Source organism: Mesoterricola sp. MK458, from assembly GCF_055384935.1.
Genome location: NZ_AP045075.1, coordinates 3,067,780 through 3,085,071, shown reverse-complemented (window position 1 = coordinate 3,085,071; position 17,292 = coordinate 3,067,780). Strand labels below are relative to the sequence as shown.

Here is a 17,292-nt window from a genome sequence, read left to right as displayed (position 1 = left end):
GCGCCGCGGCACCTTAAATGGCATAGGACTTCCCGCCCGTGCCAGCCCATACAATGCCCATACAGCCACCTCTCTACGAGGACTTCGCCGAATCCGATCCGCCGACGCTCTTCGCTTCGCCCCTGGGCGACACGTTGCCGCCGGCCCAGGGCGAGTGGGCGCTCATCCGCTACGTGGGCGTGCCCATCGGCGAGGTGCTTCCCCTGCGCACGGTGAACCTCAGCGTGGGACGCTCTCCCGAGAACGACCTGGTGCTTCCCGAAGTGGAGGTTAGCCGCCACCACGCCCGCATCGAGCTGGTGGGGCAGGAGGACCAGGCGCCCATCGTCCTCATTTCCGACCTGGGCTCCACCAATGGCACCTTCGTGAACGGACGGAAGATCCTCACCCGCAACGGGCCGGTGAGCCTCCAGCACGGCGACGTGATCCGCGTGGGGGCCCACGCCTTCAAGCTCAAGCACCTGGATGAAATGGAGAAGCACTACCACGAGGCGGTGCTGGCGCAGACTACGGTGGATTCCCTCACGGGCCTGACGAACCGGGCCTCCGTGCTGGGGTTCCTGGAGAAGCAGACCGACCTGGCCCGGCGCCACGGGCGCCCCCTGACGCTGATCATCTGCGACCTGGACCACTTCAAGGACGTGAACGACCAGCACGGACACGCCGTTGGGGACCAGGTCCTCAAGCGCTTCGGCCAGGTGGCCATGGGCCGGCTCCGGGCCTCGGACCACGTGGGACGCATCGGCGGGGAGGAGTTCCTCATCGTACTGCCCGAGACCGAGGGCCGCGAGGCCCTGGCGGTGGCCGAGGAGCTGCGCAAGGCCCTGGCCGAGGAATCCATGGCGTGCCACCTGGAGGGGCAGTCCTTCCACGTCACCTGCTGCTTCGGCCTCGCCCAGTTCCGGCCGGAGGACGCGGACGCCGGCTCCCTCCTGGCCCGGGCCGACGTGGCGCTGTACCGCGCCAAGTCCCAGGGCCGCAACCGGGTGGAATTCGACGGGCGGTCATGAACCTGGTGCTGCCCAAGCGCGCCGGCGGAGCCCGCGTCCTGGAGCGCCTGGGCGAGGGCGGCATGGCCGTGGTGCACCGGGCGGAGGATCCCTTCCGCCCCGAGCGGGCCCTGGCGGTGAAGTTCCTCAAGGCCGAGGCGGCCGCGGATTCCGACCTGGTGGTGCGCTTCCTGCGGGAGGGGGAGGTGCTCCGGCGCCTGTCCCATCCCAACCTGGTGGAAGTGTTCGATTTCGGGCGGGCTGGATCCACGCCCTTCATTCTCATGGAACTGCTCCCCGGCGGGGACATCAAGCGCTGCTACGGCGAGGCTCCGGCGCGGATCCTGCGCCGGCTCCTGCCGGTGGCCGGCGCCCTGCGCACCGCCCACGAGGCCGGGATCATCCACCGGGACCTCAAGCCTTCCAACCTGCTCTTCGACGCCGTGGGCAACCTCAAGGTGACGGACTTCGGCGTGTGCCTGTGGGAGGCCGGCGAGGGCACCCGGGTCACCCGCAGCCAGATGGTGGTGGGGACCCTGGGCTACATGGCGCCCGAGCAGCACGGTGATCCCAGGACCGTGGACGGGCGGTGCGATGTGTACGCCCTGGGCTCCATCCTCTACGAGTTCACCACGGGCCGGCCCTACAGCCAGGTGCAGCTCCCGCCCGCCCTGGTGCGCACGGGCTTCCCGCCCCGCATGGCCCGCATCCTCATGCAGGCCCTGGCCCCGGACCCCGCCCGGCGCATCCCCTCCATGGAGGCCCTGGCCGCCGAATGGGCGGATTGGCTGGAAAGCGCCGAGAGCGCCGGCTGGGGCGACCAGCCCCTGCCCGGGTTCCGCATCGAGGACGTGGAGCAGGAGACCGTGAGCCGCGTGGAGCGCACCGCCGGCGAGGATTCCGAGGCGCGTCTGGGGCCCTACCTGGACGGCCTGCGCACCGGCGGCGTGGGCAGCCGCCGCGCGGCGGCCGAAGGCCTCCAGAACGCCGTGACCGCGGGGGACGAGGCCTTCCTGTTGTCCGAGCTGGCCCGGGCGCCGGAGGCCATGCGGTTCGCCCTGTGCGCCGCCCTGGGCGCCGTGGGCACGCCGGAGGCCATCCCGGCCCTGCTGGCGCTGCTGGGGGACCCATTCGCGCAGCGGGAGGGGGCCGAGGCCGCCAGCCTCATCGCGCACCGGGCCGGGCTTCCGGATCTGGTCCTGCCGCACCTGCGCGAACCGGGCCTGGGCGCCTCCTGGCGCTGGATACCCAGGGCGCGCCTGGGGGACGGAGCCTGGGCCGAGGCCTTGACCCGGGACTGGGGCGCGCTGAACGCGCCGTTGCGCCTGCAGGCTTTGGAGGCCGCGGGGCTTCTGCCGGCGGCGGTGAAGGCCGAGGTGAAGGCGGGGTTGAGGGCGGCCCTGGAGCGGGCCGGAGGGCAGTTGCAGAAGGCGTGGGAGGGCCTTTAGCCGGGGAAGATGCAATAAGGCTCCTATCCCTTTTTTATCCCCGTTCATCTGCGTTCATCCCCGGCCCGTTCTTTTGGCCGGTGTGGGTCGGCGGGCTAGGGTTCGGCTTCACGGCAATGGCCCGGTTGCATTAAATGTTTGAATTTGCCGGGGATAAAGGGGATGGACGGGGATAAAAAAAGATGATTTCTTGCATTTTACCTATCGCCTTGAACACTTCGTCCCGGCAACAGGGCAAGATTTGATGCCAGGGATCTTCGCTGGGTGGCGCCTTCGATTGCAGAACCCGGGCTAGACCAGTAGGTTCCGGAACCCGGCCGGGTCCCAGTCCCTGGCGGGTCCGGGCAGGAGGATGGCGTGGGCGCCGGCGTACAGGGCGCTCCAGAGGGCGCCGCGGGCTTCCTCGGTGTGCAGGGCGGCCAGGGGCAGGGTGACCTCGGAGGTGTGGTCCCATCCCAGGCGTCCGTTGAGGCGGCGCAGACGCGCCAGGAGCTCGGCGTGGGTGAGGGTCCCCGCGAAGGGGGCTCCGGGGTCCGGGTCGCAGTCGTGGTAGGGCTGGCGCCCCTCGTCGCTGTTGAAGCGGGGGCCGCCCAGGATCGCGGGATCCACGGCGCCGGCGGGATCCCACACGCGCCCGCAGGCGGCGCAGGCCACTTCGCAGGCCCAGTCCCAGGGGCCGGCGCTCCGGCTGAACACGGGCCCGGGGGCGCCCGCCATGAGGCCCAGGGCCACGCCCTCCACCCGGTTGCGGAAGGCGGGGTACCCGAGGGTCCCCCAGCCCGGCGCGGTGAGCGCCGGCCACTCCTGGAGGCGCGCGGCGCGCTGGATCAGGAGGGCCCTGAGGGTGTCCAAGGCGCTAGGCCTCCATCATCTCGCTGATGCTTCGGCCGCCGTGGATGCGCAGGATGGCGTCGCCGAACATGGAGGCGGTGGAGAGGACCTTGAGGTTGGGGATCTCCGCGGAGATGGCGGGCGGGATGGGGATGGTGTCGGTGACCACCAGCTCGTCCAGCTCGGCCTCCTTGAGGCGCGTGAGGGCCGTGCCGGAGAAGACGGCGTGGGTGGCGCCCACGCGCACCCGGCGCACGCCGAAGCCCCGCAGGATCCGGGCGGCCTCGCGGATGGAGCCGCCGGTGGCGATCTCGTCGTCGAAGATGATGCAGTCCTTGTCCGCCACTTCGCCGATGAGGGCGGTGGAGCGGGCCGATTCGCTGTCGTCCACGCGGCGCTTGTCGATGATGGCCATGGGCAGGCCCAGGCGCTTGGCGAAGTGGCCGGCGATCTTGCCGGCGCCGGCGTCGGTGGCCACCACCACGGAATTGGAGAGGTCGGAGGACCGGAAGTGGTTCACCAGGACCGGCGTTGCCAGGAGCTGGTCGGCGGGGATGCGGAAGAAGCCCAGGATCTGGGGGGCGTGCAGGGTCATGGCCAGCACCCGGTCCGCCCCGGCGGTCTGGAGGAGGTCCGCCACCAGACGGGCGGTGATGGAAATGCGAGCCTCATCCTTTTTGTCGCTGCGGGCGTACGGGTAGTAGGGCAGGACTGCCGTGATGCGGGCTGCGGACGCGAACTTGAGGGCGTCGATCATAATGAGCATTTCAACCAGGTTGTCGCTCACCGGAGGGGCGCTGGTCTGGATGACGAAGACGTCGGATTCCCGGACGTTCTCGTCGATCTTGACCTTGATGTTCTCGTTGGAGAAGCGGGTGATGCGGGATTTTCCCAGCTGCATCCCGATGTGGCCGGCGATGCCGGCGGCCAGGGTTGGATGGCTCGAACCCGAAAAGACCTTCATCTCACCGAACATGATTCCCCCAGGGGCCAGTTTACCAACCCGGACCCCGCCTCGACAGGCGAATGGAGATCGAAATTCTAGACGGTCCCGCCTCCGACGCGTTCGATGCGCGCGCCCAGGCCCTTCAGCTTCCTTTCCAGGCCCGAATAGCCCCGGTCCAGATGGTAGATGCGGTCGACGGTGGTCTCGCCCCGGGCCACCAGGCCCGCGATGACCAGGGTGGCGGAGGCCCGGAGGTCGGTGGCCATGACGGTGCAGCCGGTCAGGGCGCTGGGGCCGGCCACGATGGCCGTGCCGCCGTCGATGCGCAGGTTGGCGCCCAGACGCTCGAGTTCCATGGCGTGCTGGAAGCGGTTCTCGAAGATGGTCTCCCGGATCACGGAAATGCCGGTGGCCTGGGTCATGACGGCCATGACCTGGGCCTGGAGGTCCGTGGGGAAGCCGGGATAGGGGGTGGTGGTGACGTCCTTGGCGTGGAGCTTCTGCCCGGCCTCGCGCTGGATTCGCAGGTTCAGGCCGGTCTGGCCCTCGCGCTCGGTGAACACGCAGCCGCAGCGCTCCAGCAAGTCGATGATGGTCCGGAGGTGGTCCGGCTCCACCCGCTCCAGCAGCACGTCGCCCCCCGCCGCGGCCACCGCGCAGAGGAAGGTGCCGGCCTCGATGCGGTCGGGGATGATGCCGTGGTCGCAACCGCCCAGGCCGTCCTTCCCCCGGATCGTGAGGGTGGAGGTGCCGATGCCCTCGATGGGCGCGCCCATGGCCACGAGCATGTTGGCCAGGTCGCTGATCTCGGGCTCCATGGCCGCGTTGCGCAGCACGGTGGTGCCGCTGGCCAGGCACGCCGCCATGAGGATGTTCTCGGTGGCGCCGACGCTCACCTTCTCGAAGGTGTGGTCGATGGCCTTGAGGCGGCCGGCGGGCACGTGGGCCTCCACGTAGCCCTTGTGGATCTCGATGACGGCGCCCATGCGCTCCAGGGCCTCCAGGTGGAGGTTCACGGGGCGGGCGCCGATGGCGCAGCCCCCGGGCAGGGACACCGAGGCCTTCCCGTACCGCGCGAGCAGCGGCCCCAGCACCAGGATGGAGGCCCGCATGGTCTTGACCAGGTCGTAGGGGGCTTGGAGACCGCCCGCGGCCACGCCGGAGGCGTCCACGGCGGCGGTGAGCTCGAAGCCCTCCTCGTCCTTCGTGATCTCGGTGGCGCAGCCCAGGGCCTGGAGCACGCGCAGCATGGTGCGGATGTCCGAGACGGCCGGCAGGTGGCGCAGGGTGACCTGATCCCCGCCCAGGAGGGCGGCGGCGATGCAGGGGAGGGCGGCGTTCTTCGCCCCGGAAACGGCCACGCGCCCCTGGAGGGGGACGCCACCTTGGATAACCAGCCTGTCCATCGACACTCCAATCTCGACCTTCCAGCATAGACTGAGGTGTCCCCGGGAGCGAACGTTGCGCCTTTCAGCCGCCATGATCGTCAAGAACGAAGCCGGTTGCCTGGGGCACTGCCTCGGGTCCATCCGGGGCCTCTGGGACGAGCTGGTGGTGCTGGACACCGGGTCCACGGACGGCACCCCGGACCTGGCCCGGTCCTTCGGGGCCCGGGTGGAGGCCTTCACGTGGGTGGACGACTTCGCCGCCGCGCGCAACGCCTGCATCCGGAGCTGCACCGGGGACTGGATCCTGGTGCTGGACGCGGACGAGGCCATCGACCCCGCGGACCATGCCGCCCTGCGGGCCGCCCTGGAGGACCCCCACGCCCAGGCCTACACCCTGCCCATCCGGAACTACCTGCGCAGCGGCGCCTTCGTGGGCATGGACGGCCCGGCCCGGCGCAACGAGGGGACCTCGGGGGAAGGGTCCCAGTGCAGCCACTACTACCTCCAGAAGACCATCCGCCTCTTCCGCCGGCGCCGGGACGACGTGTACCGGGGCCGGGTGCACGAGATCGCCGAGCTCTACTTCGAGGAGAAGGGCCTGCCCGCCCCGGAGCTGGCCGTGCCCATCCACCACTTCGGCAAGCTGGACATGGCGCGGGACCGGGACAAGCAGGGCGAGTACTTCCGTCTGGCCCGGGCCGAGGCCGAGGTCCGGCCCCGGGACCTGCAGCTCCAGTACAACGTGGTTCAGGAGGGCCTGCTGGTGGAAGCCTGGGAGGACGTGCGCCGGGCCGCGGAGCGCTTCCGGGCCACGGCCCCCCGGGCGCCCATGCTGGTGTGGCTGGGGGGCGGGCTCGCCCTGCAGGGCCTGGAGCGGTACGAGGAATCCTTGCTGTGGTTCGGCAACATCCTGCGCCAGCAGCCCGGCCATGCCGCGGCCCTGGGCGCCCGGGCCGAGTCCCTGTGGAAGCTGGGCCGCATCAACGAGGCCAAGGACGACTACCTGAAGGCCCTGGAGGCCGACCCCGGCTACACGCTGCCCTTCCTGAAGCTGGCCTCCCTGCTGGAGGAGGCCCAGGACCTGGAGAGCGCCCGCAGCGTGCTCGAGGCCGGACTGGACCAGAACCCCCGGGACACCCTGCTGTGGGAGGCCCTGGTGGGCCTGTCGGCGCGCTACCGGGATCCCCGGGTGGCCTCCGACGCCCTGGATGCCCTGCGGGCCGTGCCCGACGGCGGCAGGACCCTCTGGCACCAGATCGTCATCCACGCCCTCCTGGACGCCCAGGAGACGGAGAGCGCCGCCGGGATCCTGGACCTGGGACTGGCCGCCTTCCCCGGGGACGAGGAACTGCTGGCCCTGGCGGACCGGTGCGGGCGAGGCACGCCGGGCGACTAGTCGAGAATCCGCGCCTCGAGGCGCGCCGCCGGCAGGGTCCCCCAGGCGCGGCTGTCCTGGCTCTCCTGGCGGTTGTCGCCCAGGAGGAACCAGCCCGGGCCCGTCTCCCAGGGGCCCCCGGAGGCCCGTTCCGTGACGGCCACGTAGGGTTCCCGGATGTACTTGCCGTCCACCCAGAGTTCCCCGTCGCGGATTTCCACCCGGGCGCCGGGGCCGGCCACGAGGCGCTTGACGACCGTGCCGGAGGGGCCCTTGGCGAGCCACACCTCGCCCACGGCGGGTCCGCCGGCGCACCAGGCGCGCAGGGCCAGCCGCATCTGGCCGTCCTTCAGCCCGGGTTCCATGCTCCTGCCGGCGATGCGCACGGGGTGCACCACGGCCAGGGGGGCCAGGCCCAGGGCCAGGGCGGCCGCGAGGAGCCGCGGGGAGATCACGGGCGGTAGGCCAGCCGGCGGCCCTGGCCGTCGGTGAGGGCGACCTCGGCGAGACGGGCGGGAGGCGGAACCTTCAGGGCCAGTTCGGTGGCCAGCAAGCGGACCAGGTCCATGGGCCCCTGAAGGCCCAGTTCGCCCAGAAGGTGTCCCCGCAGGGGCTCCAGCAGGGCGTCCAGGGCGGCCTCCAGGTCGCGGAAGTCCACCACCACGTCGAAGCCGTCCAGGCCCTGGCGCGCGGCGATCACTTCCACGCGGTAGTCGTGGCCCTGCCAGGTGCCGTCCGCCCCGCGGTACACCACCGAGAGGGGGCGCTCCACGGCGGCCTCGAAGCGCAGGACAGTGGGCGGGGCGGGGCGGGGCGCATCCATTCCTAAGATTCTGCCACCGCCCGCGGTAAACTGTGCCGGTTCTCTTGGAGTGGCCATGCCTGATTTCTCGACCCAGCTTGCCCGTCCCGGCGTGGAGCGGGAGGACCTGGAATTCGACGTCCTGTTCGTGGGGGCCGGCCCCGCCAACCTGGCGGGTCTCTGGCGCCTGCTCGACCTGGTGGAGGCCCGCAAGCTCACGGGGCTCACCATCGGCCTCATCGAGAAGGGGGAGGAGATCGGGGACCACGCCTTTTCCGGGGCGGTCCTGGATCCCGCGGCCCTGGATGAGCTCTGCCCGGACTGGGCGGAGCGGGGCTTCCCCTCCGAGGGGCAGGTGGCCTCCGAGGAGGTCTGGTACTTCACGGAGCGCGGGGGCCTCAAGGCGCCCTTCCCGCCGCCCTTCCTGGCCAACCACGGCTTTCCCATCGTCTCCCTGAGCCGGATGGTGCGCTGGATGGCGGCCGAGATCGAGAAGCGCGAGGTGCCCGGCGTGGACGTGATGCTCCTGCCGGGCTTCGCGGGCGTCAAGGTGCTGTGGGAGGACGGCCGGGTCGCGGGGGTCCAGACCGCGGACCAGGGCGTCAACGCCGACGGCTCCCCCCGTTCCACCTTCGAGCCCGGCAACAACCTGCGGGCCAAGGTGACCGTCTTCGGAGAGGGCCCCCGGGGCCATCTCATGCGGGAACTGGACGAGGCGCTGGGGCTCCAGGCCCAGGCCGTCAACCCCCAGGTGTACGAGACCGGGGCCAAGGAGATCTGGGAGCTGCCCGCGGGCCGGGTTCCCGAAGGCTTCGTGCTGCACTCCGCGGGCTGGCCCCAGGCCGACGGCGAATCCGGGGGCTCCTTCGTCTACAAGATGGCCGGGGACCGGCTGGCGGTGGGCTACGTGGTTTCCCTGGACACCCGGGATCCCTTCGCCGACGCCCACCTGATGCTCCAGAAGTTCAAGACCCACCCCCGCATCAAGGCGATGCTGGAGGGCGGAAAGCTCGTGCAGTACGGGGGCAAGGCCCTGGCCATCGGCGGATGGAACTCCATGCCGCGCCTGGCCTTCGCCGGCGGGATGCTGGCCGGGGACGCGGCCCAGATGGTCAACGCGGGCCGCCTCAAGGGCATCCACCTGGCCATGAAGGGCGGGATGTGCGCGGCCGAGACCATCGCGGACGCTCTGGCCGAAGGGGACTTCGGCGAGGCCTCCCTCATGCGCTACAGCCGGGCCTACCTGGCCTCCTGGGCGGGCACGGAGCTCTACCGCGCCCGGAACTTCCACGCCATCCTCCAGCACGGGCCCACCCCCGGGGCGCTGGTCAACCTGGCCCTCAGCCAGGTCACGGGCGGCTGGGTGCCGGGGGACCCCCTGCGCCTGGGCGCGGACGCCGACGCCACCGCCACCACCGAGGCCTACTACGGCCGGGAGGGCCTCAGGCGCGACGACCTGGACTGGGGCGTGAAGATGGACGGCGCGCTCACCTTCTCCAAACTGGACGACGTGTACGCCTCGGGCACCATGCACGACGAGCACCAGCCCGGCCACCTCAAGATCGTCAAGGGCGACCAGGTCTGCGTCGCCTGCTACGCGTCCAAGGGCAGCCCCTGCACGGTGTTCTGCCCCGCCCAGGTGTACGAGATGCATCCCGACGCCCAGGGGCGGGTCGCCCGGGTGGATATCGCATTCTCCAATTGTGTCCATTGCAAGACTTGCGACATCAAGTGTCCGGAGGGGAACGTCGTGTGGACGCCTCCCGAAGGGGGCGGCGGTCCCAAGTACACCCTCTGCTGAGAGACCCCCATGCTTGATCCGAGACTGCTGGAAATCCTGTGCTGCCCCGCCGTGGACGGCGACACGCCCTGCCACGGCGACCTGGCCGAGACCCCCGTTGGGCTCGCCTGCGCACGCTGCGGGCGGGTCTACCCCGTGGAGGACGGCATTCCCGTCATGCTGCAGGACAAGGCGGCCAAGGAGGTCCGATGAGGCTCGACCGTGAACAGGCCGGGGCCCTCCTGGGGCTGATCCAGGGCCGGAAGGTGGCCGTGCTGGGCGACGTGATGCTGGACGAGTACCTTTTCGGGGAGGTGAGCCGCATTTCCCCCGAGGCGCCCGTGCCCATCGTGCGGGTCTCCCGGGAGCGGGCGGTGCTGGGCGGGGCGGCCAACGTTGCGGCCAACCTCAAGGCCGTGGGCGCGGATCCCGTCCTGGTGGGCACCCTGCAGGACGACGCCGCGGGCCGGCGCCTGCGGGGCCTCCTGGAAGGCCTGGGCGTCGCCCAGGACCGGCTCGTGGTGGACCCTTCCCGGCCCACCATCATCAAGACCCGGGTCATCGGCCAACAGCAGCAGATGCTCCGCATCGACCGGGAGGAGACGGATCCCTTCACGCCCGCGGCCGTGGAAGGCCTGTGCCGGAGCCTGGAGGCCGCCCTCGTGGACGTGGGCGCGCTCATCATCTCCGACTACGCCAAGGGCGCCGTGAACGGCCCGGTCATGGACCGGGTGCGCCTCCTCTGCGCGGAGCTGTCCATCCCCTGGATCGTGGACCCCAAGCCCGCCCACGCCCCCCTGTACCGGGGCGCCACGCTCATGACGCCCAACACCAAGGAACTCACCGAGCTCAGCCACATGGCCGCCAGGACCGACGCCGACGTGGCGTCCGCGGGCCTAGCCATGGTGGAGGCCCTGGACCTCAAGGGGCTCCTGGTCACCCGCAGCGAGAAGGGCATGGCTCTGTTCACGCCCGAGGCCCTGCACCGGGAACCCTGGCTCATCCCCACCGAGGCCCGGGAGGTGTTCGACGTCAGCGGCGCGGGCGACACGGTCATCGCCGTGTTCGCCGCCTCCATCGCCTCGGGCGCGGACTGGAAGCAGGCCGCGATGCTGGCCAACGCCGCCGCCGGCGTGGTGGTGGGCAAGATGGGCACCGCCACGGCCACGCCGGAGGAGATCCTGCGGCACTACCAGGACCAGGAAGCGATCTAAGCCAAGCCTAGTCCCTCAGCTCGATGCTCAGGTAGAAGTGGTCCCCCTTGGGGAGCCGCTCCAGCACCTGGCGGAAGTTCAGGTCGAAGGTCTCGGTGGTGCCGGCGCCCACGCTGCCGATCTTGGTGCCGCCGGAGGCCACGCCCAGAAGGCGGTCCTCGGCGTCGAAGACGGCCACGGAGAAGCCCGGGGTCCGGTTCTTGGAGGAAGTGTTGGTCACTTCCACCTTGGCGCGGGTGCCGAAGTCGGCGCCGCGCAGGGGCCAAACGGTGGTCTCGCGCTTGTTGAAATAGATGGAGGTGACCTTCAGGCCGTCCAGTTCGACGCCCTGGATGGGGATCAGGGCGTTCCAGGTGAAGGGGAGCCGGAAGCTGGCGAAGCCCAGGGGCTGGGCCGCGGCCGGCGGCGGGGCCACGGGGGCGGGTTCCTGGGGGGAGAGGGCGAGGAGGGCCGGCAGAAGCAGGGAGAGCATGGGACTTCCTTTGGTTCAGTTTCGTCCGAAGAGGCCGCCGAAAAGGCTCTTCTTGGCGGGGGCCATTTCGGGGGCGGGCAGGGGGGCCTCGGCGGAGGAGGGGGCGCCGTCCCGGCGCCTGCGGTCGAAGACGGGGCGCAGGGCGGGAACCTTCACCGCCTCGATCCAGTTCTCGCTGAATTGGCGGGCGACCATGTGGTACTCGTGCACGCGGCCCTGCTCGATCCAGGCGGAGACCTGGTCGATGGTGACGTTGTTCAGGGTCTCCTGTTCCATCTGGATCTTCAGGAGGTCCGCGCCCGGGGAGGCGGGGGGCTCCATGGGCCGGGGCGGGGGCGGCAGCTCGGCCCGGGGGGGCGGCGGCGGCAGGGGCGGGGGCGGCGGGGAGGTCCGGGCGCCCACGGAGGCCATGGCCGCCTGGATCTCCTGGGCCGTGAGCTTCATGGTGGAGGCGGTGGCCTCCACGGCGGGCGCGGGCGGGTTCCCGCCCAGGGTGGCGTCGAGGGCGTTGAGCGTGGCTTCCACGTCCATGGAGCTGCGGGACCCCAGGAAGCGGCGCTCGCTGGTGGACGCGTGGGCCGCGGGGGCGTTCTCGCCCATGAGCTTCGAGATGGCGTCCCGGGCGGAGGAGAAGCCTCCGGAGGCGGTGGGGTCGCCATCGGCCATATCGGGCTCGGCGGCGACCTCGGGCTCCGCGGCGACCTCGGGCTCGCCGGGGGGCGGGTTGATGACGAGGGTCTTCTCCATGATCTCCTCGTCGGCGCCCTCCAGGTCCCCCAGGGTCAGGGAGGGGGGCGGCGGCGCGTCGAAGGCGGCGAAGGGGGAGGGCTCGGGGGCCGCGTTCGCGGGGGCCTCGACGGCGGGGGCCGGAAGGAGCCTGCCCACCACGTCCGCGATGTCGAACACCGTCTCGCACCGGAAGCACTTGGCGCGGCGAAGCCCGGCGTGGACCCGTCCGGGGGTGAGCGTGTAGCGGGTGGAGCAGCCTGGACACCGAATGGTTTCTGTCACGGTCATCTCCGGGGTGGAAACAATTTTTTAAAGGATATGCCCATTTCCGGAGATTGTGCAGCTTCGATGGCGTCCGCCGGGGCGCCGATTCGTCCTCCGGGCCCGCGAGCGGGTATCCTCGAAAGGTGCCGTGAGGCGCTGGGAGGTTGCGTGGCAGGGCTGTTCATCACCATGGAAGGCATCGAGGGGTCGGGCAAGTCCACCCAGCTCCGCAAGCTGGCTTCGAGGCTTTCGGATTGCGGACTGACGGTGGACGTGTCCAAGGAGCCGGGGGGAACGCCCCTGTGCCGCGAGCTGCGGCAGCTGCTGCTGGAACCCCACGCCTCCGGGGAGAGCTGGTGTCCCAAGGCCGAGCTCCTGCTGTTCTACGCGGACCGCGCCCAGCACCTGGCCCAGTTCGTCCTGCCGGCCCTGGAGCAGGGGCACGTGGTCCTGCTGGACCGCTTCGACGACTCCACCCGGGCCTACCAGGGGGCCCAGGGCATCGGCGATTCCGTGGTCGAGCGCATCGGCGAGGTGGTGCTGGGGCGCCTGAAGCCTAACCTCACCATTCTCCTGGACATGGACCCCGTCGTCTCCCTGGCCCGGGTGGAGGCGCGCAACGCGGCCGCCAGCGGCTTCCGGGAGACCCGCTTCGACCAGGAGCACCTGGAGTTCCACCGGCGCGTGCGCTCCCGCTTCCTGGCCATCGCCCACAAGGAGCCCCAGCGGGTGATGGTGGTGCCCGCCCAGGACGCCCCGGAGGTGGTGGAGGAGGCCATCTGGAGGAGCCTGGCGCCCCTCCTGCGCACCACCGGCCTGACGGTGTAGTCGTGTTCGACCCGCTGATCCTGGGCCACCGGGCCATCCGCGAAAAGCTGCTGACCCGCGTGCGGGAGGAGCGGATGGGCGGCTCGCTGCTGTTCGCCGGGCCCGACGGGGTGGGCAAGCGCCGCGTGGCCCTGGAGTTGGCCCAGCGGGAGCTATGCTTTCGCCGCACGGCCTGCGGGGAGTGCGAGGGGTGCCGGATGTTCCGGGGCTCCGGCGACCAGGGCGACCTTCCCGTGGAGCTCCCCAACCTCCTGCGCATCGCCCCGGAGGGGAAGGCCGGCCTCATCCGCATCGGCACGATCCGCGAGGACGACCTGGTGGAAGGGGGCGTCATCAACTGGGCTCACCGGGCGCCCCCCCCAGGCTGCCACCGGTGGATCCTGGTGGAGGACGCCCACCGGCTCAACGGCGCCTCGGCCAACATGCTCCTCAAGACGCTGGAGGAACCCCCCGCCGGCACCTGCTTCCTCCTCGTGACCCATCGCCCCGAGGCCATGCTCCAGACCATCCGCAGCCGGTGCGAGCGCATCCCCTTCCTGCCCCTGTCGGCCGAGGACGCCTGGGCCGTGGCGCGCCGGGCGGGTTGGGACGAGGGGCACCGCACGCGCTGGACGGCCCTGGCCGGGGGCACCCTGCGCTACCTCGACGAGGCGGCCTTCCAGCGCGCCTCGGACCAGGTGGACGCCTGGATCGCCGTGGTCGGGGGCGCCGCCTTCAGCGCCGCCGGCGCCGCGCTGGCTCCGGACAAGACCTCGGACGCCTCCCAGAACGAGCAGGTCAGCCAGTGCCTGGAGCTCCTGCTGGTGGTGCTGGCCGACGTGGGGCGCCTGCGGGAGGGCCGCCCCCTGCGCCTGGCGCCCTGGGCCGCGGGCCTGGCGAAGCTGGCCGAGTCCCCCATGGTCCTCGAGCCTGCCCAGGCACGGGCCTTCGAGGCCATGCGCAACCTGGCCCGGAACCCCTCGGCCGAGTCGCTCCTGCGCGAAGTGGCGATGGCCCGCGGCTGACCTACCTGTCCAGGTTGCGGGTCTCGTCGGCCAGCATGACGCAGCCCTTGCCGCTGGCCTTGGCCTTGAGCAGGGCGCGGTCGGCCTTCTCCAGCAGGTGGTCGGCGCCGTCGGCGTCCGCGGGGAAGGACGCCACGCCCACGCTGATGGACACCGCCACCTCGAACCTGCCCACCTGCAGCGGGCTTCGCGCCAGGGCGTTGAGGAGCCGCTCGCCGATCTTGGCGGCGACGGCGGCGTTGGATCCCGGGATGATGATGCAGAACTCGTCCCCGCCGTAGCGGTAGAGGCGATCCAGGTTGCGGATGATCTGCTTGGCCTCCAGGGCCACGGTGGAGATCACCCGGCTCCCGGTGGGGTGGCCGAACTGGCTGTTGAGTTCCTTGAGGTTGTCCACGTCCAGGAAGAGCAGGGCCACGGATTCGCCCCGCACCGAGGCCGCGCGGATGGCCTCGGGCAGCTCCACCTCCAGGCAGCGGCGGTTGTAGGCCACGGTGAGGTCGTCCCGGTACGAGAGGTTGCGGCTCTGCTCCAGGTTCCAGGCCTTCACCAGGAGGTCGTCCACCTCCTTGATCCAGCCCAGGAAGGTGTCCTCGGGGGTGCGAGGCTCCACCAGCCGCAGGAGGCCCAGCTTCTCCCGGGGGCACAGGAAGAAGGCGTCCCCGGCCTCCACCAGGGCCTCGGCCTCGGCGAGCCCCACCGGCGCCTCGGGGAACCCTGCGCCGCACCGCTGGAAGAAGCTTTCCTCCTGGCGGATCCAGATGGCCCCGCCCCGGGCGGCGGAAAGACCCATGGCCCGGGCGAGGATCGGGCGGAGCAGCTCGTCCAGGGTGGCCAGGTGGATCATCTGCCGGAGCCAGCCGTCGCTGCCCAGGTCCCGGCTGCGGATGCGGTGCAGGGCCTCCCGCACGCGTTCCAGCGGCTGCTCCTGGCGCAGCACCCAGCCGAAGCGGAGGCTGAGCACCTGGCTCACCTCCTCGGGGTCGGCCTCCTTCACCCACCACAGGACTTCGGAACCCGAAGGCGGGATCCACCTGGGGTCGGGACGGTCGGCGACGATGATCACCGTTCCCTCCCCGGGCCCGGGCGAGAGCGTGTGCCCCCAGGAGGCCAGGGCCGCCTCCAGGGCGGCGAGCCCCTGGGCTTCGTGGATGGTGATCAGGCCGATGGTCATGTCAGCTCAGGGCCGCGTTGAGGCGGGAGGCGAGGTGCTCCAGGTGGGAGAGGAGGGTGTCCAGCTGCGTCTTGACCTCGCGGCCGCTGCGCTCGGCGCGCACCCAGCGCTTGAGGAGGTTGAGGGCCTGGGGGTCCCTGACGCCCAGGGGCTTGGTGGTCTGGATGAGCTTGTGGGTGAGCCGCGCGCGGTCCGGGGCGTCGCCGCGGGTCTCCCGCAGGGCCTGGCCCAGGCGCAGCGCCTCCCGGGACGTGTTGAGGTCCAGGCGGATCAGGGGCACCCGGGCGTTGATGCGGAGCAGGAACTGGTCCAGGAAGCGCAGGATCTCGACCACGGTCTCGGCGGCCTCCTCCAGGGAGGCCTCGATGACCGCGGGGTCCTCGAGGGTGCGCGTGAACTGCAGGGTGAGCCGCTCGAACTCCTGGCGGTCCACGCTGCGGATGAGCAGGAACTCGGGGCTCCGGCGGAAGCTGGCCACCTGGCTCTGGGCCTGGGAGAGGGCCAGGGCCAGCCTCGGCCAGCTCCGGAGCTCCAGGTGGAGTCGGATCTGCCCGAGGGCCGGGTCCATGTACTGCCAGAGCCGGTGCAGGCGCTGGCGGAGGCGGTCCCCCTCCTCGGTGAGCGAGGGGGAGTCCGGGAAGAGCTTCTGGCGCAGCTCGGGGCTGAACAGGCCCACCAGGTCGCCCATGAGCTGGCGCTGGTGGGAGAGGAGCAGGGCCTTGAGGTTGTCGAGGGTCGTGGCCAGCTGGTCCACGTCGTCGTTGGTCAGGGTCTGGAGGAGCAGGCCGCGGATGGTGGCCTGGTCCTGCAGGAGGCTGAGCACCGCCTGGCGCAGGAAGGCGCCCAGGAGCAGCGACTCCTCGCTGCCCTTGGGCAGGTTCTCCGCCGCCCGCGGATGGAAGACCCGCTCGGCCAGGCGCCCCAGTTCGCCTTCGATGACGTAGAAGTGGGGCACGGAGGCGAAGCGCCGGGGGATGGAGGCGTTCACCGCGGGCTCCATGCCCTCCACCAGGCTCAGGAGCGCCAGGTGGCTCACCAGGGCCCGGGCCACGATGCGGAACGAGGGCGGGTGGGTCTCGCGCAGCTGCTTGAGCAGGGCGCGCACGTCGCCGGGAAGGCTCTTCTCCAGGAGGCGGTCCTCCACCCGGGGCAGGCTCCAGCCCAGGTGGTTCCAAAGCCACTGCAGGCTGCCGCGGATGTGCTCCACCGCCGGCCAGTGGACGCCCCGGTCCAGGGGACGGAAGAGGATGATGCGCAGGCTGCTGATGACGTGCTGCACCAGCAGGAGCGGCTCGGCCCGCAGGCGGGTGGATTCGGGAAGGGCGCCGCCCAGGAGGGCCTCCATCTTCCGGATGGACTCCAGGGGATTGCCGGAGCCCGACTGTAGGGCCCGGTTGAGGGCCTTCATCTGCTGGTTGAGGCGGGCCACGAGGGCCGGGCCCTCCTCCATGCCGGCCAGGACGGCGAAGATGCTGCGGATGTGGTCCCGCTCCTCCTGGAGGTAGGCGGTCCAGTGCTCCTTGAGCTGGGAACCCTCGCCCGAGCCCAGGGAGGTGGCCATGGTGCGCAGGCTGGCGATGAGGTCCAGGAGGTGGATGACCCAGTCCGGCTCCAGGTTCTGGTCCAGCACTTCCCGGTGCGCGGCGGCGGCCAGTTCGCTCAGGGTGTCCAGGCTGTGCTGGAGCACCAGGCCCATGGCCGGGCGCACCTCGCCCAGGCGCCGTTCGGAGAACTGGTTCAGGAAAGCGAGGAAGAGACCGAAGGCCCGGCGAAGTTTCGCGAGGTGCAGGGACTCCCCCACCGGGAAGGCTTCCCCGGGCCCGGTCTCCAGGAGCGGAAGGAGATCGCCGCCTCCGACTCTAAGTATTTCATCCAATAGCTGGAGATCCTGGCGCGAAAGTCCCTTCTCCCGGATGAGTTCCCGGACCAAATCGAGGCGCTGACCGGAGGACTGGGCGCTGGGCATGACCCCAGGATAGCCGGTTGGTTGAATCTCGCTATATCCCAAGCACCTGATTGTAGGTGTACACTGCCCACCAACCCCCTTG

Annotated in this window: 17 protein-coding genes; 8 read left to right on the top strand and 9 right to left on the bottom strand. The window is 71.0% G+C overall.

The features are described 5' to 3' along the window. Positions 1 to 38 precede the first annotated feature (38 nt). Positions 39 to 1,010, top strand: a complete 972-nt coding sequence (locus ACZ5LB_RS13285; RefSeq protein ID WP_464602707.1) for a diguanylate cyclase — start codon at positions 39 to 41, stop codon at positions 1,008 to 1,010. Next, a complete protein-coding gene (locus ACZ5LB_RS13280; protein WP_464602706.1) occupies positions 1,007 to 2,437 on the top strand; it encodes a protein kinase domain-containing protein in 1,431 nt (476 codons plus the stop codon). Before ACZ5LB_RS13285 ends, ACZ5LB_RS13280 begins: the two co-directional genes overlap by 4 nt. Before the next feature lie 291 nt (positions 2,438 to 2,728). On the opposite strand, the gene ACZ5LB_RS13275 is transcribed toward ACZ5LB_RS13280, so the two are convergent. From ACZ5LB_RS13275 to murA, 3 genes are all read right to left on the bottom strand, one after another. Beyond that, on the bottom strand, positions 2,729 to 3,289 hold the full coding sequence (locus ACZ5LB_RS13275; RefSeq protein WP_464602705.1) for a hypothetical protein: 561 nt from the start codon (positions 3,287 to 3,289) through the stop codon (positions 2,729 to 2,731). Between the two features lie 4 nt (positions 3,290 to 3,293). Next, entirely contained in the window at positions 3,294 to 4,244 is a 951-nt protein-coding gene (locus ACZ5LB_RS13270; RefSeq protein WP_306597922.1) for a ribose-phosphate diphosphokinase, read from the bottom strand. A gap of 65 nt (positions 4,245 to 4,309) precedes the next feature. Continuing rightward, positions 4,310 to 5,620 (bottom strand): UDP-N-acetylglucosamine 1-carboxyvinyltransferase, encoded by a 1,311-nt coding sequence (gene murA, locus ACZ5LB_RS13265; protein ID WP_464602704.1) that lies wholly within the window; start codon positions 5,618 to 5,620, stop codon positions 4,310 to 4,312. A gap of 55 nt (positions 5,621 to 5,675) precedes the next feature. On the opposite strand from murA, the gene ACZ5LB_RS13260 reads away from it, so the two are divergent. Continuing rightward, complete coding sequence (locus ACZ5LB_RS13260; protein WP_464602703.1) at positions 5,676 to 6,998, top strand: glycosyltransferase; 1,323 nt, start codon at positions 5,676 to 5,678, stop codon at positions 6,996 to 6,998. On the opposite strand, the gene lepB is transcribed toward ACZ5LB_RS13260, so the two are convergent. Further along, the gene (gene lepB, locus ACZ5LB_RS13255; protein WP_464602702.1) at positions 6,995 to 7,432 is read right to left on the bottom strand and encodes a signal peptidase I; all 438 of its coding nucleotides are present in this window, start codon (positions 7,430 to 7,432) and stop codon (positions 6,995 to 6,997) included. The genes ACZ5LB_RS13260 and lepB overlap by 4 nt on opposite strands. Next, positions 7,429 to 7,800: a 6-pyruvoyl trahydropterin synthase family protein gene (locus ACZ5LB_RS13250; RefSeq protein WP_464602701.1), complete on the bottom strand. Its 372-nt coding sequence runs from the start codon at positions 7,798 to 7,800 to the stop codon at positions 7,429 to 7,431. Before ACZ5LB_RS13250 ends, lepB begins: the two co-directional genes overlap by 4 nt. Before the next feature lie 55 nt (positions 7,801 to 7,855). Between ACZ5LB_RS13250 and ACZ5LB_RS13245 the strand changes: the two genes are divergently transcribed. From ACZ5LB_RS13245 to rfaE1, 3 genes are read left to right on the top strand one after another with little or no spacing between them, the layout of a single operon-like run. Continuing rightward, positions 7,856 to 9,580, top strand: coding sequence for an electron transfer flavoprotein-ubiquinone oxidoreductase (locus ACZ5LB_RS13245; protein ID WP_464602700.1), 1,725 nt, complete (start codon positions 7,856 to 7,858; stop codon positions 9,578 to 9,580). 9 nt (positions 9,581 to 9,589) lie between these two features. Further along, positions 9,590 to 9,772 (top strand): Trm112 family protein, encoded by a 183-nt coding sequence (locus tag ACZ5LB_RS13240; protein ID WP_464602699.1) that lies wholly within the window; start codon positions 9,590 to 9,592, stop codon positions 9,770 to 9,772. After that, positions 9,769 to 10,773 carry a D-glycero-beta-D-manno-heptose-7-phosphate kinase gene (gene rfaE1 / locus ACZ5LB_RS13235; protein ID WP_464602698.1) on the top strand — a complete coding sequence of 335 codons (1,005 nt, stop codon included), beginning with the start codon at positions 9,769 to 9,771 and terminating at the stop codon, positions 10,771 to 10,773. Before ACZ5LB_RS13240 ends, rfaE1 begins: the two co-directional genes overlap by 4 nt. A gap of 7 nt (positions 10,774 to 10,780) precedes the next feature. Here rfaE1 and ACZ5LB_RS13230 read toward each other — a convergent pair whose 3' ends face one another. Together ACZ5LB_RS13230 and ACZ5LB_RS13225 are read right to left on the bottom strand one after the other, a co-directional pair. Next, complete coding sequence (locus tag ACZ5LB_RS13230) at positions 10,781 to 11,245, bottom strand: hypothetical protein (RefSeq protein ID WP_464602697.1); 465 nt, start codon at positions 11,243 to 11,245, stop codon at positions 10,781 to 10,783. A gap of 15 nt (positions 11,246 to 11,260) precedes the next feature. Beyond that, a complete protein-coding gene (locus ACZ5LB_RS13225) occupies positions 11,261 to 12,256 on the bottom strand; it encodes a zinc ribbon domain-containing protein (RefSeq protein WP_464602696.1) in 996 nt (331 codons plus the stop codon). Between the two features lie 150 nt (positions 12,257 to 12,406). Here ACZ5LB_RS13225 and tmk point away from each other — a divergent pair, with 150 nt between their 5' ends. Further along, entirely contained in the window at positions 12,407 to 13,066 is a 660-nt protein-coding gene (tmk, locus tag ACZ5LB_RS13220) for a dTMP kinase (RefSeq protein WP_464602695.1), read from the top strand. Between the two features lie 2 nt (positions 13,067 to 13,068). Continuing rightward, positions 13,069 to 14,070, top strand: a complete 1,002-nt coding sequence (locus ACZ5LB_RS13215; RefSeq protein WP_464602694.1) for a hypothetical protein — start codon at positions 13,069 to 13,071, stop codon at positions 14,068 to 14,070. A 1-nt stretch (position 14,071) separates the two neighbouring features. Here the strand turns inward: ACZ5LB_RS13215 and ACZ5LB_RS13210 are convergent, their stop codons facing one another. Beyond that, positions 14,072 to 15,244: a GGDEF domain-containing protein gene (locus ACZ5LB_RS13210; protein ID WP_464602693.1), complete on the bottom strand. Its 1,173-nt coding sequence runs from the start codon at positions 15,242 to 15,244 to the stop codon at positions 14,072 to 14,074. Position 15,245: 1 nt separating this feature from the next. Beyond that, entirely contained in the window at positions 15,246 to 17,210 is a 1,965-nt protein-coding gene (locus tag ACZ5LB_RS13205; RefSeq protein WP_464602692.1) for a hypothetical protein, read from the bottom strand. Positions 17,211 to 17,292 lie beyond the last annotated feature (82 nt).